The sequence below is a fragment of the Paenarthrobacter sp. R1 genome, from assembly GCF_030264015.1.
Taxonomy (GTDB): Bacteria; Actinomycetota; Actinomycetes; order Actinomycetales; family Micrococcaceae; genus Arthrobacter; species Arthrobacter ureafaciens.
The window spans coordinates 4,266,915-4,283,280 of the sequence record NZ_CP127115.1; the positions used below are offsets into that span (position 1 = coordinate 4,266,915).

Below are 16,366 nucleotides of genomic sequence, written 5' to 3' on the forward strand. Positions count from 1 at the left end.
CATTAACTAGCGCTTTGTTGTGCCCATCACAAGGGCCTGCAAGGTGGGGCCAACGTTGTCCCTTCCATACGCACGATCTCGAGGAAGGACGTCTCCCATGACCCATCTTCATAACCCCGGATGGTCCGAAAAAATCGAACCCCAGGGTGCCATGTCTCCGTTCAAGCGCTTCGCTGCGCTGCCGGAGGCGCAGGGTCTCTACAACCCTGATGCGGAGAAGGACGCCTGCGGCCTGGCCATTATTGCCACGCTCCGCGGGGAACCGGGATACGACATCGTGGAAGCGGCCCTGACCGCCCTCCGCAATCTCGAACACCGCGGCGCTGTCGGCGCCGACGAGGGAACCGGTGACGGCGCGGGCCTGCTCATGCAGATCCCCGACGAGTTCTTCCGCGCAGTGGCTGAATTCGAACTCCCGGCGCCCGGCCAGTACGTCGTCGGTACCGCATTCCTTCCTGCCGAGTCACGTGAAGCTGCGACGGCGAAAGCCGGCATCGAAGCATTGGCCGCCGATGAGGGCCTGAAGGTCCTCGGCTGGCGCGAAGTGCCTGTGGTCGCCGACCTGGTCGGTGCCATGGCACGGGCATGCATGCCGTACTTCTCCCAGCCCTTCCTGGCCTCTGCTACCGGCGAGCAGCTGGAGCGCAATGAGCTGGACTCCCGTGCCTGGCGGATCCGCAAGCGCGCGCAGAACAAGTTCGGCGTCTACTTCCCGTCGCTCTCCTCGCGGACCATCGTCTACAAGGGCATGCTGACCACGGCGCAGCTCGAGCCGTTCTACCCCGATCTTTCGGACAAGCGCTTCAAGACGAAGCTTGCGATCGTCCACTCGCGCTTCTCCACCAATACGTTCCCGTCATGGCCCTTGGCGCAGCCGTTCCGCACCATTGCCCACAACGGAGAGATCAACACGGTCAAGGGCAACCGCAACTGGATGCGTGCCCGCCAGTCGCAGCTGGCCAGCCCGCTGTTGGGCGACACCCCTGAAGAGCTGTACCCGATCTGCACCCCCGGCGCCTCGGACTCGGCATCCTTCGACGAGGTGGCCGAACTGCTCTGGCTCTCCGGCCGCCCCATTACGCACTCGATCATGATGATGATCCCGGAGGCGTGGGAGAACCACGCCACCATGGATCCGGCACGCCGTGCGTTCTACGAATACCACTCCCTGCTGATGGAACCCTGGGACGGTCCTGCCGCAGTGTCCTTCACCGACGGCAACCTCGTCGGCGCCACCCTGGACCGCAACGGCCTGCGTCCTGGCCGCTACTGGATCACCGAAGACGGCCTTGTTGTCTTCGCATCCGAGGTGGGCGTTATTGAAGTCGAGCCCTCCAACGTTGTGAAGAAGGGCCGCGTTGCGCCCGGCAAGATGTTCCTTGTGGACACCGAAGCCGGCCGCATCATCGATGACTCCGAGGTCAAGGCAGAGGTAGCAGCTGCGAACCCGTGGGCCGAGTGGCTCAAGGACAACCTGATCGACATCAACGAGCTGCCCGAGCGAGAACACGTCCTGCACACCGCAGCGTCGGTCAACATCCGCCAGCGGACCTTCGGCTACACCACCGAGGAGCTCAAGATCCTGCTCGGGCCCATGGCCCGCACCGGCGCCGAACCCCTCGGCGCCATGGGATCCGATACCCCGGTTGCTGTGCTGTCCAAGCGCCCCCGCCTGCTGTTCGACTACTTTGTGCAGTCGTTCGCCCAGGTGACCAACCCGCCGCTGGATGCCATCCGCGAGGAACTCGTGACCTCGCTGAAGTGTGCCATCGGCCCGAACGGCAACCTCCTGGACGGCAAGCAGGTCCGCCAGCCGCAGATCTCCCTGCCGTTCCCGGTGATCAACAACGATCAGCTGGCCAAGATCGCGAACATCGAAAACCCCGACGGCGACCGCATCGCCATGAAGGTACGCGGCCTCTACCGCCCCGAAGGTGGAGAAGCTGCGCTGCGTGCCCGGCTGACCGAGATCTGCGAACAGGTTTCCGGTGCCATCAACCGCGGCGTCCAGTACATCGTGCTCTCCGACCGCGACTCGAACGCCCAGTGGGCCCCCATTCCGTCGCTCTTGCTGGTCAGCGCCGTGCACCACCACCTGCTCCGCAGCGCGAACCGCACCAAGACGGCGCTCGTGGTGGAAGCCGGCGACGTCCGCGAGACCCACCACGTGGCAGTGCTGATCGGTTACGGCGCCTCCGCCGTGAACCCGTACCTTGCCATGGAGTCGGTGGAACAGCTGATTGCCAACGGCGACGTTGTTGGAGTGACGCCCGAAGATGGCGTCTACAACCTCATCAAGGGCCTCGGCAAGGGTGTCCTGAAGATCATGTCCAAGATGGGCATTTCCACGGTGGCTTCCTACACCGGCGCCCAGACCTTCGAGGCACTGGGCCTGTCCCAGGAACTCGTGGACGAATTCTTCTCCGGCACCCACTCCCAACTGGGAGGCGTCGGCTTGGATGTCATCGCCGCGGAAGTTTCCGCACGGCACCAGATGGCCTACCCCGACGGCGGCATCGAACAGCCGCACCGTCCGCTTCTGGGTGGCGGCGAGTACCAGTGGCGCCGCGACGGCGAACCGCACCTCTTCAACCCGGAGACGGTGTTCCGCCTGCAGCACGCCACCCGCGAACGCCGGTACGACATCTTCAAGTCCTACACCAAGGGCGTTGACGACCAGTCCGAGAACCTGATGACGTTGCGCGGCCTGCTGAAGTTCAAGGCCGGCGTCCGTCCTTCGGTTCCGCTCGAGGAAGTGGAGCCCGTCTCCAGCATCGTCAAGCGTTTCTCCACGGGTGCCATGAGCTACGGCTCCATCTCCAAGGAAGCGCACGAGACACTGGCGATCGCCATGAACCGCCTGGGCGCCAAGTCCAACACGGGCGAAGGCGGCGAGGACGTCGAACGCCTGCTTGACCCGGAGCGCCGCTCTGCCATCAAGCAGATTGCGTCCGGCCGTTTTGGCGTGACCAGCCTCTACCTGACCAACGCCGACGACATCCAGATCAAGATGGCCCAGGGTGCGAAGCCCGGTGAAGGCGGCCAGCTGATGGCACAAAAGGTCTACCCGTGGGTGGCCCGGACCCGGCACTCCACGCCCGGCGTCGGACTTATCTCCCCGCCCCCGCACCACGACATCTACTCGATCGAAGACCTCGCGCAGCTCATCTACGATGCCAAGCGCGCCAACCCTTCGGCCCGGGTGCATGTGAAGCTTGTTTCGGAAGTCGGGATCGGCACTGTGGCGTCCGGCGTCACCAAGGCGAAGGCCGACGTCGTGCTGGTTTCAGGGCACGACGGCGGTACCGGCGCCTCGCCGCTGAACTCGCTCAAGCATGCGGGTGTGCCGTGGGAACTCGGCCTGGCCGAGACCCAGCAGACCCTGATGCTCAACGGCCTCCGCGACCGTGTTGTGGTCCAGGTTGACGGACAGCTTAAGACCGGCCGCGACGTCGTGATCGCTGCGCTGCTGGGCGGTGAGGAGTTCGGCTTTGCCACCGCTCCACTGGTGGTTGAAGGCTGCATCATGATGCGCGTCTGCCACCTGGACACCTGTCCCGTGGGCGTTGCCACGCAGAACCCCGAGCTCCGTGCGCGCTTCAACGGCAAGCCCGAGTTCGTGGTCAACTTCTTCGAGTTCCTCGCAGAAGAAGTCCGCGAAATCCTGGCAGAGCTCGGCTTCCGCAGCCTCGAAGAGGCGATCGGCCACTCCGAGGTCCTGGATACCCGCGACGCGATCGACCACTGGAAGGCAGACGGACTGGATCTCGATCCGATCCTGCACGGCCTCGAGTTCGACGACGACGTGCCGCTGCGCAACATGGTGGGCCAGAACCACGAGCTGGACAAGCACTTCGACCAGCGGCTGATCACCATGGCACAGGAAGCCCTGAGCGACCGCATGCCCGTGAAAATCACCCTGGACGTCATCAACACGGACCGTTCCGTGGGCACGATGCTGGGCCACGTGGTGACCAAGACGTTCGGTACGGACCTCTTGGCAACCGACACGATCGACGTCACCCTCAACGGCACCGCCGGGCAGTCGCTTGGCGCGTTCCTTCCGGCCGGTATCACCCTGCGCATGTTCGGCGATTCCAATGACTACGTTGGCAAGGGCCTGTCCGGTGGACGCATCATCGTCCGCCCCGACCGCACCAACGTGTTCCAGGCGGAGCGGAACGTCATTGCCGGCAACGTCATCGGATACGGTGCGACCAGCGGCGAGATGTTCCTCCGCGGTCAGGTGGGCGAACGCTTCCTGGTCCGCAACTCCGGTGCGACAGCCGTCGTCGAAGGTATTGGCGACCATGGTTGCGAGTACATGACCGGTGGCCAGACGCTGATCATCGGACGCACCGGGCGTAACTTCGGTGCCGGAATGTCCGGAGGCACCGCCTACGTGCTGGACCTGCAGCCCGAGCGTGTCAACAAGGACGCCCTGGACTCCGGCGAGCTCCAACTCCTGGAGCTCGATGCCGAAGACCGCGACATCGTGCACGGCCTCCTCACCAAGCACCTTGAGGAGACCGAATCCGTCCTGGCCGGCCGTCTGCTCGAAAACTTCGACGACACCGCCGCCCGCATCACCAAGGTACTGCCGCGCGATTACGCTGCAGTCCTGCAAACCCGACTCAACGCCATCGAAGAAGGCCTCGACCCCGACGGCGAAGAAGTATGGTCTCGAATCCTGGAGGTAACCGGTGGCTGATCCACGCGGATTTCTGAAAGTCCGGCAGCGCGAAACGCAGCCACGCCGTCCCGTTCCCGTCCGCATCATGGACTGGAAAGAAGTGTACGAAGCCCAGGAAAAGGGCGTCCTGAGGAGCCAGGCCGGCCGTTGCATGGACTGCGGCATTCCCTTCTGCCACCAGGGCTGCCCGCTGGGGAACCTCATCCCCGAGTGGAACGACCTCATGTGGCGGGACAAGGGTGAAGAGGCGATCGAGCGCCTCCACGCCACGAACAACTTCCCCGAGTTCACGGGCCGCCTGTGCCCGGCGCCGTGCGAAGCCTCCTGCGTGCTCGGCATCAACCAGCCGGCTGTCACCATCAAGCAGGTTGAGGTCTCCATCATTGATGAGGCCTTCGACAACGACTGGGTGCACCCGCTTCCGCCCACCCGCCTCACCGGCAAGACGGTCGCCGTTGTTGGTTCTGGCCCGGCGGGCCTGGCAACTGCCCAGCAGCTGACCCGCGTTGGCCACACCATTGCCGTCTACGAGCGTGACGACAAGATCGGCGGCCTGCTCCGCTACGGCATCCCCGACTTCAAAATGGAGAAGGAACAAGTTGACCGCCGCCTGGAGCAGATGAAGGCCGAAGGCACCCGTTTCCGTACCGGAGTGGCCGTTGGTACCGACGTCACCTGGGAGCAGCTCCGCCGTCGTTATGACGCCGTGGTTGTTGCTACCGGTGCCACCGTTCCCCGCGACCTGCCCATCCCGGGCCGCGACCTTGACGGCGTCCACTTCGCCATGGATTACCTCGTCCCGGCCAACCGTGTGGTGGCGGGGGAGAACCCCGCGAACCACATCGATGCCCGCGGCAAGCACGTGGTGATCCTTGGTGGCGGCGACACCGGCGCCGACTGCATCGGTACCGCGCACCGCCAGCAGGCAGCATCCGTGACGACGCTCGCAATCGGCAAGCAGCCGCCGTCGGAGCGTGCCGCACACCAACCGTGGCCGACGTTCCCCACGCTTTTCGAGGTGGCCAGCGCCCACGAAGAAGGCGGCGAACGCACGTACCTGGCGTCCACCGTTGAGTTCGTTGGCGAAAACGGCAAGCTCACGGGCGTGAAGGTTGCCGAGACAGAATTCGTTGACGGCAAGCGTCTCCCCAAGGCCGGAACCGAGCGGGTCATCCCCGCGGACCTCGTGTTCCTCAGCCTTGGTTTCACCGGCCCTGAACCGGCCGGTATCACCGAACAAGTAAGTGCAGAGTTTGACGGTCGTGGCAACGTTGCCCGCGATGGCTACTACATGACGAACACCGAGGGCGTGTTTGTTGCCGGCGATGCCGGGCGTGGCCAGTCTCTGATTGTGTGGGCCATCGCGGAAGGCCGTGCTTGCGCGGCCGCCGTGGATAAGTTCCTCATGGGAAGCACCATCCTGCCGGCGCCGGTCGCCCCCACAGACCGGGCAATCGCGGTCTTATAGCGCCGGAAGGAACTTTCTTTTACTCAATCAGCAGCACACTACTTAGGGTAGGTATATGAGACGCGCGAAAATTGTGGCAACATTCGGCCCGGCTATTTCCAGCTTCGACAACACCCTCGCGGTGCTGGAAGCCGGCGTTGATGTTGCGCGTATGAACATGAGCCACGGCGACTACTCCGTGCACGACAACACCTATGAGAACGTCCGCAAGGCTTCCTCGCAGCTGCGCAAGCCGGTGGCGATCATGGCTGACCTCCAGGGCCCCAAGATCCGCTTGGGCCGCTTCGTGGACGGTCCGCATGAGTTGGCTGTTGGTGACACCTTCACCATCACCACCGAGGACGTTCCGGGAACCAAGGACATCTGCTCCACCACGCTGAAGAGCCTCACCGAGGACGTCAACGTGGGCGACGCCCTGCTGATCGACGACGGCAAGGTCGCGCTCCGCGCGATCGAGGTTGACGACGTCAAGGTTGTTGCCACCGTGACCGTGGGCGGCAAAGTGTCCAACAACAAGGGCATCAACCTCCCCGGCGTTGCCGTGAACGTTCCCGCCTTGAGCGAGAAGGATGAGGACGACCTCCGCTGGGCGCTCAAGCGCGGCGTCGACCTGGTTGCCCTCTCCTTCGTGCGTGACGCTGCCGACATCAAGCGCGTCCACGAGATCATGGACGAAGAAGGCCGCCGCGTGCCGGTCATCGCCAAGATCGAAAAGCCGCAGGCCGTGGACCAGCTCCACGAGATCATCGATGCGTTCGACGCGATCATGGTTGCCCGTGGCGACCTTGGCGTTGAGCTTCCGCTCGAAGAGGTGCCGATCGTCCAGAAGCGCGCCATCGAACTGGCCCGCCGTTGGGCCAAGCCGGTCATCGTGGCCACACAGGTCCTCGAGTCCATGATCGATAACCCGCGTCCGACGCGTGCCGAGGCTTCCGACTGCGCCAACGCAGTGCTCGACGGCGCCGACGCAGTGATGCTCTCCGGCGAGACGTCAGTGGGTCAGTACCCGATCGAAACCGTCAAGACCATGGCCCGGATCATCGAATCCACCGAAGAACACGGCCTGGAACGCGTCCCCCCTCTGGGCACCAAGCCCCGCACCCGCGGCGGCGCCATCACCCGTGCAGCCGTCGAAATCGCCGACCAGCTGGACGCCAAGTACATCTGTACGTTCACGCAGTCCGGTGACTCCGCGCGTCGCCTTTCCCGCCTGCGCCCGGTGAAGCCCGTCTTCGCCTTCACGCCCGTAGAGCACGTATGGAACCAGTTGGCCCTCACCTGGGGTATCCGCCCCGTGCTGGTCTCCATGGTTGGCCACACCGACGAGATGACCGCCCAGGTGGACAAGAGCCTGCTGGACATGAAGCTCGTGGACGAAGGGGACCTGGTGGTCATCGCTGCCGGTTCGCCTCCCGGACAGGCCGGCTCCACCAACTCGCTCAAGGTCCACAAGGTGGGCGACCTCGCAGACACCTCCAAGGTCTCCGGTTCGCGCAAGGAACCTGTTGGACCGTGGCCTGAAGACGAGACCAAGAACAAGGCCTAGTCTTCGTAGTGGCTTGGCAGGACCCCGCCTTTTTGAAGGCGGGGTCCTGTTTGTTTAAGGCGCGACGGCGGGTGGGGGCTGTGTTGCTTTGGCGGCGGCTGGTGACGTTGCCGCTTTGGTGGCGGCCGCCGTCGGGCGTGTATTTGGGCACGCAAAAGGCGGCCTCCCGGATGGGAAGCCGCCTTTCCCGGCGTTAGTTGACCTGGTTGATGATGGTCTCGGCAACCTCGCGCATGCTGAGGCGGCGGTCCATGGAGGTCTTCTGGATCCAGCGGAAAGCCTCGGGTTCGGTGAGGCCCATCTTGGTGGTCAGGAGGCTCTTGGCGCGCTCCACAAGCTTGCGGGTGGCGAACTGCTCCTGGAGGTCCGAGACCTCGTTCTCGAGCGCCTTGATTTCCTCGTGGCGGGAAAGGGCGATCTCGATCGCAGGGACCAGGTCCGCCGGGGTGAAGGGCTTCACGACGTACGCCATGGCGCCGGCGTCGCGGGCGCGCTCCACCAGTTCCTTCTGGCTGAAAGCCGTCAGGAGGACCACGGGAGCGATGCGGGCCTTGACGATCTTCTCAGCTGCGGAGATGCCATCCATCACCGGCATCTTGACGTCCATGAGGACGAGATCCGGCTTCAGTTCCTCGGCCAGTTGCACGGCCTTCTCGCCGTTGTCCGCCTCACCGACGACGTCGTAACCCTCGCCCTTCAAAATCTCGATAATGTCCAGTCGGATGAGGGTCTCATCCTCGGCAACGACGACGCGTCGGGCCGGCTGGGCTGCGGGTGCGGACTCCGTCTGTTCTGTCACGGGATCTCCTTGCAAAGGTTCGGCGGGTTCATGTCCATCTTAGTGCGGGCGCATCCAGGGCAGGTTTTGTTGCACGCGGCGCGTCCGGTTCTTTGAAACAGCCTATCTGCATGTAGAGTAGTTTCGCGTGCTGGGAACGGATCGCGTTGCTCACAGAAATGGAGCCGCTTTCAACCCGGTATCTCCGCGCCCGAGTGGCGGAATTGGCAGACGCGCCGCACTCAAAATGCGGTATCGAAAGGTGTGTGGGTTCGAGTCCCACCTCGGGCACGGCATAACCCCTCGTCAGAAGGGGTTTTTGCTTTTAAGTGTGGACAAAGTCTACGGGGCGTCCCTCGGACGCTAGGTTCGCGGGCTTTTGGGGTTAGCCTCTGTTGGTGGACACCTGAAGTAGCGGGATCCTGGGATTCTGCGGGAAGGTGTTCTTGTGAGCACGACACGACGTAAATTCACTCCGGAGTATCGGCGGGAGGCTGCACGGCTCGTTATCGATACCGGCAGGCCGGTAGCGCCGGTGGCTAGGGAACTCGGGCTTGGAGAGCAGATGTTGGGCCGGTGGGTGGCTCAGGAACGGGCACGTCTGGCGGCCCCGGAAGAGGTCGCGGCGGCCGAGACAGAGAAGTCGGAGTTGGAGCGGTTGCGCCGGGAAAACGCGCAGTTGCGGATGGATAACGAGTTCCTGGGAAAAGCCGCAGCCTTCTTCGCCTCCAAGCAGCAGAATCGGAATGCTTCGAACTGATGGAGGCCGAGAAGGCTAACTACTCGATCCAGCGGATGGCCAGACTGCTGGGCGTGTCACGATCGGGGTTTTACGCTTGGCGGCGGAGGACCTCCGTGAGGTCACTGCGGACGGTGGTCCGGGCTGAACTGGATGCAAAAGTCCGGCGGGTTCATCAGGATTCGACCGGAGTCTATGGGGCGCCGCGGGTCCGGGCAGCGCTGGCCAGGAACGGGACCGGCGTTGACCGGAAGACCGTCGCGGCCTCGATGCGTCGGCAGGGTCTGGAAGGGATCTCGCCGCGCCGGTTCCGGCCCGTGGCCCCGATCGGTGAGGGGCGGGTCCATTCGATCCCGGATCTGGTGGCCAGGAAATGGGACACCGGTGTGCTGGACGCGGTCTGGATCTCGGATATCACTTATCTTCGTACCGGTGAGGGCTGGGTGTACTTGTGCGCAGTCAGGGACGGTTGCTCGAGGCGGGTGATCGGCTGGGCAATGGACTCTACCCAGTCCAGCGCTCTGGTCGAACGGGCCCTGCGCATGGCCTTCATTCTGCGCGGCGGCGGCCCGGCCGGGGTCGTCTTCCACGCCGACCGGGGCACCCAGTACACCTCCACCCAGCTCAATGACGTCTGTACCGGGCTTGGTATCCGCCAGTCCGTTGGGAGGACGGGCGTGTGTTGGGACAACGCGATGCAGGAATCGTTCTGGTCCACCCTGAAAGCGGAGTTCTACGACCGGCGCCGGTGGGCAACCAGACAGGACGCCATCCGGGCCACCGGCCGCTGGATCGAGGAGTTCTATAACCGCACCCGCCTCCATTCAGCACTGGGCTATAACACCCCCGTGGAGCACGAACTGCTGCTCACCACGGACCAACCTCAGCCGGCACAAGCCGCCTGACCAACTGTCCACAGCTTGCGGGCAACCCCACTTTGGCCTGGCTGCCGCGGTGCCTAAGCGGGTGTGTGGGGTGGCAGGTTCAAGTCCCTGGGTGGTCTTCCGCCTGCTGTGACTGGGGTTGCTGCGGTGACCTACACCTATTCATGGGCGGGGGGAGCTGGAGCAACATGACCGTGGTCGGACCAAGGTGCTCTCACCGCCGCCGTAGACACCACCACAACTCAAGCGCCGGTTACGCTCCAGCAAGAGGCACTCCACCGGGTGAAGGCGGCCCGAACAGGCCCTCAACCGGCGCCCGCCAGCCTGACCGAGCAATTACCCTCGCCTCAGGCACAGCTTGCCCGCATGGGCCCACCTGGGAACACGGCTAATAGCGGCTCTTCTCGGTTCGTTTGGTAACGGATTCCCTCTATGAACGACGAAGACGGCGGCGGGTCTTCGAGCCGCCACCTTCGTCGCCCAGCTGCCCGACACGCCGTTATGCGGTGGCGCCGCTGGTGACCTCGTCTGTCGTGACAGAACCCACCGGAAAGCCGCCGGAGGGGACGACGTGGCCGGCTTTAATGACGGTGCGATTCCGGCGCTCGTCCCAGAGCACTGAGGGCTCGTCGAAGGGATTTCCGTCTAATATCACCAAGTCCGCGCATGCCCCCTTCGCGATACGGCCCAGGTCTTCGCGCCGGAGCAGTGCCGCGTTCGTTGAAGTCGCAGAGCGGAGTGCGTCGTAGACTCCCAACACTTCGCACTGCAGGCGAAGCCCGGCCAGCTGTTCATCCTCGAGCTCACCCATGAGGTCGCTGCCGAAGCCAATCCGGACTCCGGCGTCGCGCGCCAGTGTGACGGCGTTCTTGCCGGCGCCCAGGACTTCCTGGTTCTTGGCGACTCCCACCTCGGTCAGCCCGATTTCCGCTCCACGGCGGCCCATCGCGTCGTATGTCACCAACGTGGGTACGAGATAGACGTCATTCTCCGCCATGAGGCGGGCGGTTTCAGCATCCAGCAGGTTGCCGTGTTCGATGCAGCGGACTCCGTTGAGGACTGAGTGCGTAATAGCCTCTGGTGAGTAGGCGTGCGCGGTGGCGTAGCTGCCCCGCCGCGATGCCTCTTCGGTGACCACGCGGATTTCCGCCGCGCTGTACTGGGGTACACGGATCGGATCGACAGGAGAGATCACTCCTCCGGAGGTCATGAGCTTGATGGCCGTTGCACCGGTCCGGAACCGGTGGCGCACCGCCAGCAGCAGGTCCTCTACGCCGTCCACCACCTCACACATATGGCCGCCATGGAAGCAGCTTGCATCGCTCGCGGCGCGAATGTCACCGTGACCGCCGGTCTGGCTCAGCGCCGGACCGGTAAAAAAATACCGGGGACCGGGGTACAGTCCCTCCTCGATGGCAGTTGCCAGGCCTACGTCACCCCCAGCCACATCCCGGACTGAGGTGAAGCCCCGGCCGAGCGCGGCCTCAAGCCTGCGGGCACCGGCCAGCGCGGAATAGCTCAACGGCCCGGTTTCGTTTATCGCCGACGTCAGGCTGAGCGCATACGCATGGAAGTGGGCATCGATGAGGCCGGGAATCACCACCCGGCCGCCCGCGTCAACTATGTTCCCGGCGCCAGTGCCTTCGTCGGTGGTGCCTACGGCGGTGACCCTGCCATCCCGGACGATGATGGAGCCCTCAATGAGTGCTGGTGATTCGCCGTCGAAGATCCTGGCGTTCCGAATGGTCAGGCTTCCCTGAGAGTTGGGGATCACGTGCAGTGTTTCCTTCCTATTAGGGGGCGCACGCTAGCTCGTGGCAGCCAATGCGTCTTCGAGGAGCCGGACAGAGCGCCTCGCAACCTCGACGGCGGCGTCCACCGAGGACTGGTCATAGCTGCCTTCGGGCGCCAGGAAGTTCATCGAGCCGATCGTACGACCGCCGCTGAGCACCGGAACATTGACAATCGCGCCGCAGCCCAGCGATTCGATCGTTCCGGAGTCGAAGAAGAAAGCCCTGACCGCTTCCCTGTCGGCACCCAGGAACGGCTGCTGGCCGATGAGGACCTGCTCCAGCCAGACAGGATTAGTGTCTCCCGCGAGGGTTTTCTTACCGCCAACCGGGTAGACCCCGGGGTGGGTGGTGTAAATGCGCGCCATGCTGCCACCTTCGTCGGCAATGACGGAGGCGGTGAAGAGACGGACCCCTACAGTGTCGCGGGCGGAGGCGTAGACGTCGTCGAAGGATTCAAACTGGGAACTCATGGGAGTCCTTTCTGGTTTCGTAGGGATCTTTAAAAGCTTGTTTTCCGGGCGCCGCCGCCCGGAGCACGTCGAGGAGCAGATGGACTGACAGCAACTGGGACGGATTGTCCAGCGGGACGCCCAATTCCCGGGCCCGGCCCAGCCGGGCCTGGAGGGTGTTCCGGTGCACATCGAGGGCCGCCGCTGCAAGGCTGACCGAGCCGCGGTGGTCAAGGAAGGATGCCACCGCAGCGACGATCGCCTCCCGGTCAGGGCTAGCCATCAGCCGCGGCAGGGTCAGCTCGGCCACAAGCGCCAGGGCATCCCTGTCGATGAAGGTGGTAGCCGCCGTTACGCCCAGGCCCATGAAGCCCAAAACTGTGCCCTGCCCCGCTGATCGGGCGGAGACGGCAGCCAGCCGCGCCTCCTGGATGATGGAGGGAAGCGGCGGGGCCTCATACGCCCAACGGGACAGGCCGGCCACCAGGCCCAGCTCGGCCAGAGAGGGCTGTAGCCGTGTCTTGAGCCGGAGTTCGAGCTGCGCCGCAATTGCTTGGTGGGCAGCTGGAACAAGTGCCAGCCAGCCGTCCTCGACCTCTGCCAGGGGGCTGCGGGGTGAAACCTTCCGCCAGAGCAGCCTCAGCACCGCCGTCAGGTCGTTGGCGGGTGTGTGCAGGCCGCTGTGGCAGAACCACACTGCCGCGTATCGTTCGTGCCGGCGCCACCCAAGCTGTGAAAGGAGGTGCCGGTGGTCTTCCTCGAAGTCCTTGCCGGACGAACCTTGGCCCTGGCTTAGCCGGGCCAAGGCCGCAGTGGGAACAGCACGGACCGTCTCCCGGGAATTGCCCAGTAACCAGGCGGCCTTCACAGAGGGTGCAGCCACTTCCAGGATCGATCGGACCAGCCGTAGGTTGAGGACACCGGAGGCGGGTAGACGCGCAGTGAGCGCAGAGGGAACGCTGGCGTCCACGGCGCCCACGTCAACCGTGATGACCTTTGCGGGGTCCCGTGGGGCTGTGCCGGTTGAGGCGAGGACGACGCCGTCGTGTTCCAGCGAGACGCTAACCCCGTCCAGTTCCCGCGAGATAGTCTTGAGGACGTCGGGAAGCGCACTGTCCTTGGCCACGGCCCTGGCGAACCGGGCGAGCTCGGCATCCATCACTGACAGGGCGGCACCAATCTCGGCGGCCAAAGCCAACGCGACTCCGGCGGGGTTTCCTTCCGCCGCCAGGAGCGTGATGCCAAGCCGTTCGGCCAGGCCGATCACCGCGCTGGAATAGGTGCTTCCGGCCACGACGACGGCGCTGGCCCGCCGTTCCCAGGCATGCCTCAGCGCGGCGGAGACGAGCCATCCACCCGAGCCCATTTCCGCCGAGAGGACCACAACAGTGTTCGGCCGCACCCGCTGGATTGCCTCGAGATGGGAGACCAGGACAACGCTCTCGACCAGGGCGCTGGCGGGGGTGAGGTACAGCGGAGTGGTGCCGCGCAGCGACCCGTGTGCCAGCAGGCCGGCAACGTCGAGCCGCGTGTCCTTCATGGTCCTACCCATGGTGCCGCCTTGGATGTTGGAGGGGAATGCCGAACGCGGCCGGTTCGGCCAGGTCCAGCCCGGCCTCCGAATACCATTGCGGCGCGGCACTGAGCTTAAGCACATCCACGACGTTGCCCACCCGAAGGTCGTCCAGGTTGGCCACGGAACCGTGCTCGGAATTGAGCAGCGTCACCATGTCCGGCACGGCCGCCGCGACGGCACCGTCCACGAGCACCAGCAGAATCTCATTCTGGATCTCCATCCGGATAATTTGTCCGGTGGTTTCATCCTCCAAGGTCACACTGGAGGGCTGCGCCGGCAGTCCGAGGTCAGTCGGGCGGGAGAGGCCTTCAATGTGACTCACCCGCCCCCTGGCGATGCGCGTCACGCCCAGCAACTCGGACAGGGACAGGAATTTGCTCTCCGCCGAGGTTTCGGCTTCGAGAATCTGGCCGATGCGGATCATCCGGCTGATGGAGCCGTGGACTCCATGCTCTGCCAGCTGCCGTGCAGAACATGGATACATCACGGTGGCGGCCCAGCCGCCGAGCTCTGTGACGAGTGCGCGGACCAGCGTCTCGGCGCGCTGCGGATCACCCGCCTCTACCACGGCCCGCTCACCGGTTGCTCCCATCAGCGCGATGGGGGCGATGGCCACCCCGCCGATGTTCAAGGTGGTCTGGCTGATCAGAGGAAAGACCCGCCCCATGGGATCGGAGTCGATTACAGGAAGGGAGGACTGCAGCCCCACCATGAGGGGAATGATTCCGTTGATATTGGCGGCGGCGAGCGAATAAATGGCCCGCACCCTGCGCCCGAGCCTGGTTTCGATGGCCTCGATGCAGCCGGTGAATTCGTCTCCCACGGGTGGCATGTCGGAGATGAACAGGCCTTGGGTCACCATGCCAACGGACACCACAAGGTCCTCCGGAGCCAGTTCATCCACGGTGATGAGCTCGACGGACCGGGTCTGCATGGTCTCCTGGATCATACCGGCGTAGACGTGGATGGCGGTGGGATCGATGGCGCAGGCCAGGAAGTGGGCGCCGGTTCGGAGGTGCCCTACGTCGTCTGGGGTGAGGACGGTGCTCATGCCGTGGCCTCCCTGGCATAGGCGTCAAGCGCCCGTTCCTCAGAGCCGCATGTGCCGCCCGCGGCCTGGACCCGGATACGGACGATTCCGGGGTTGCCGTAGGGCATGGCGTAGACGTTTGATTCGATGATGCGGGTGTCTGTGGGGCTGGCGCCCAGCTGGACGGCAGCCGAGTTTGCTTCTTCCTCGGCCCGGTGCTGCACTCGGTGCAGGTCTGCTTGTCCGCTGACCTTTTCGAGCCTGTCGATCCACGCCGTCAGCGGTGTCGCGGCACAGCCTACGAGGGTCAGGTCCCGGGCCCGTGGAAGTGTTGGTACCAGGCCGTACTCGGGCCGGGTGTCCTGGCTGGTGCGGATGTCGGCGACCACCGATTTGATGCCGGGCCGGACTGGATGGTTCGCCGTGTACGGTTCTACGACGGTGGCGTTGGTGGCGAGGCTCGCTTCATACCCCTGCCGGATGAGGCTGCGGGCAACAGGAAGGCCGCCGCGCATGTTTCCCACGCTCACGCCCTCGTCGGTACAGATAACCACTTCGCCGTCACACAGGCCGCCCAACGTGGCCGCACCGAGGATCGTCATGGCCTCCTCAGGACGAAGCGCATGCACGGGGGTCATTGCCAGCCGCGCCAGGGGCGCCCGGCCGCCGTCGTTCCTTGCATAGGACAGTGCGGCGGCGGGGAAGTGGCGCTTCCCCGCCTCGTCCAGCATTGCCGCCAGTTCCTCGCCCGATTCCATCAGGGCGCTGTTGAGGACGGCGGTGTAGTCCCGGTCGCGGAACGCGCTTGAGTAGAAATCACTGGAGATGCTGATCCTCGTTTCGCTGTTGTTCGACAGGATGGCATCCGCGATGCGGGTTTCGTGCTCGGCGGATGCGGTGGAGCCGACGGCGGTGATGGCTATGTTCCGCAGGCCCCCGGACAGGATGGAGGGCAGTTCCAGCAGGAATGCGTTCAGGCCCAGCGTCGCCAGCGGCCGTCCTCGCAGGTCGTGGCCGCCCTGGACATGCACGGTTTTGGTGACGGCGGGCTCGATGTGTACAGGCAATCTGGTGTTATGGAACTGGTCGGCCGGAGGGCGGGGAGAGATGCGGACAGCGACGACGTTCCCGGGCCGGGCCGCGGCGAGGACGCGTCCGACGTCGGCCGTTACGTCGGTGATCTGGCTTCCGAACTGCAGTCGCAACGAGGACAGGACGCTGTCCAGCGCTTCCGCCAGGCTGCTGGCCTGCCGTTGTTCGGCTACCGAGACGACGGAGCGTCCCTCCAAAACGAGCGCCCGGCAGCTGGTGCCCTTGAGCATCAGTCCTAACCGCATTGCCGGGCCTCCTGTTCAGTGTTCTGCCGGGCCCTGGCCCCGCGATACATCCATGTCATATCTCTAGGGTCCA

The 16,366-nt window shown here is 64.6% G+C and carries 10 protein-coding genes and 1 tRNA gene; 5 read left to right on the forward strand and 6 right to left on the reverse strand.

The genetic code is table 11. From position 1 onward, the window contains the following. Positions 1-97: 97 nt before the first annotated feature. From gltB to pyk, 3 genes are read left to right on the forward strand one after another with little or no spacing between them, the layout of a single operon-like run. Positions 98-4,711, forward strand: a complete 4,614-nt coding sequence (gene gltB / locus QN084_RS20335) for a glutamate synthase large subunit (RefSeq protein WP_062096237.1) — start codon at positions 98-100, stop codon at positions 4,709-4,711. Beyond that, positions 4,704-6,161, forward strand: a complete 1,458-nt coding sequence (locus tag QN084_RS20340) for a glutamate synthase subunit beta (RefSeq protein WP_069695701.1) — start codon at positions 4,704-4,706, stop codon at positions 6,159-6,161. Before gltB ends, QN084_RS20340 begins: the two co-directional genes overlap by 8 nt. Positions 6,162-6,216: 55 nt before the next feature. Continuing rightward, the gene (pyk, locus tag QN084_RS20345) at positions 6,217-7,707 is read left to right on the forward strand and encodes a pyruvate kinase (protein ID WP_031216728.1); all 1,491 of its coding nucleotides are present in this window, start codon (positions 6,217-6,219) and stop codon (positions 7,705-7,707) included. Between the two features lie 193 nt (positions 7,708-7,900). Here pyk and QN084_RS20350 read toward each other — a convergent pair whose 3' ends face one another. Next, positions 7,901-8,506: an ANTAR domain-containing response regulator gene (locus tag QN084_RS20350; protein ID WP_021473049.1), complete on the reverse strand. Its 606-nt coding sequence runs from the start codon at positions 8,504-8,506 to the stop codon at positions 7,901-7,903. A gap of 188 nt (positions 8,507-8,694) precedes the next feature. Here QN084_RS20350 and QN084_RS20355 point away from each other — a divergent pair. Beyond that, positions 8,695-8,776: transfer RNA gene (locus QN084_RS20355), tRNA-Leu, on the forward strand. A gap of 157 nt (positions 8,777-8,933) precedes the next feature. Then, a protein-coding gene (locus QN084_RS20360; RefSeq protein ID WP_259362723.1) for an IS3 family transposase occupies positions 8,934-10,129 on the forward strand; the annotation gives its coding sequence in 2 pieces (ribosomal slippage) (positions 8,934-9,201 and positions 9,201-10,129; 1,197 coding nt in all). 478 nt (positions 10,130-10,607) lie between these two features. Here the strand turns inward: QN084_RS20360 and QN084_RS20365 are convergent. The 5 genes from QN084_RS20365 to QN084_RS20385 are packed head-to-tail and all read right to left on the reverse strand — an operon-like array spanning position 10,608 to position 16,293. Continuing rightward, the gene (locus QN084_RS20365; protein WP_069695685.1) at positions 10,608-11,882 is read right to left on the reverse strand and encodes a metal-dependent hydrolase family protein; all 1,275 of its coding nucleotides are present in this window, start codon (positions 11,880-11,882) and stop codon (positions 10,608-10,610) included. A 33-nt stretch (positions 11,883-11,915) separates the two neighbouring features. After that, entirely contained in the window at positions 11,916-12,371 is a 456-nt protein-coding gene (locus QN084_RS20370; protein ID WP_069695684.1) for a hypothetical protein, read from the reverse strand. Next, positions 12,355-13,902: a helix-turn-helix domain-containing protein gene (locus tag QN084_RS20375; RefSeq protein ID WP_259362946.1), complete on the reverse strand. Its 1,548-nt coding sequence runs from the start codon at positions 13,900-13,902 to the stop codon at positions 12,355-12,357. The genes QN084_RS20370 and QN084_RS20375 overlap by 17 nt, the downstream gene beginning before the upstream one ends. After that, positions 13,895-14,977 (reverse strand): DUF917 domain-containing protein, encoded by a 1,083-nt coding sequence (locus QN084_RS20380; RefSeq protein WP_069695683.1) that lies wholly within the window; start codon positions 14,975-14,977, stop codon positions 13,895-13,897. Before QN084_RS20380 ends, QN084_RS20375 begins: the two co-directional genes overlap by 8 nt. Beyond that, positions 14,974-16,293, reverse strand: a complete 1,320-nt coding sequence (locus QN084_RS20385) for a methylhydantoinase (protein WP_069695682.1) — start codon at positions 16,291-16,293, stop codon at positions 14,974-14,976. Before QN084_RS20385 ends, QN084_RS20380 begins: the two co-directional genes overlap by 4 nt. Between the last annotated feature and the right edge of the window lie 73 nt (positions 16,294-16,366).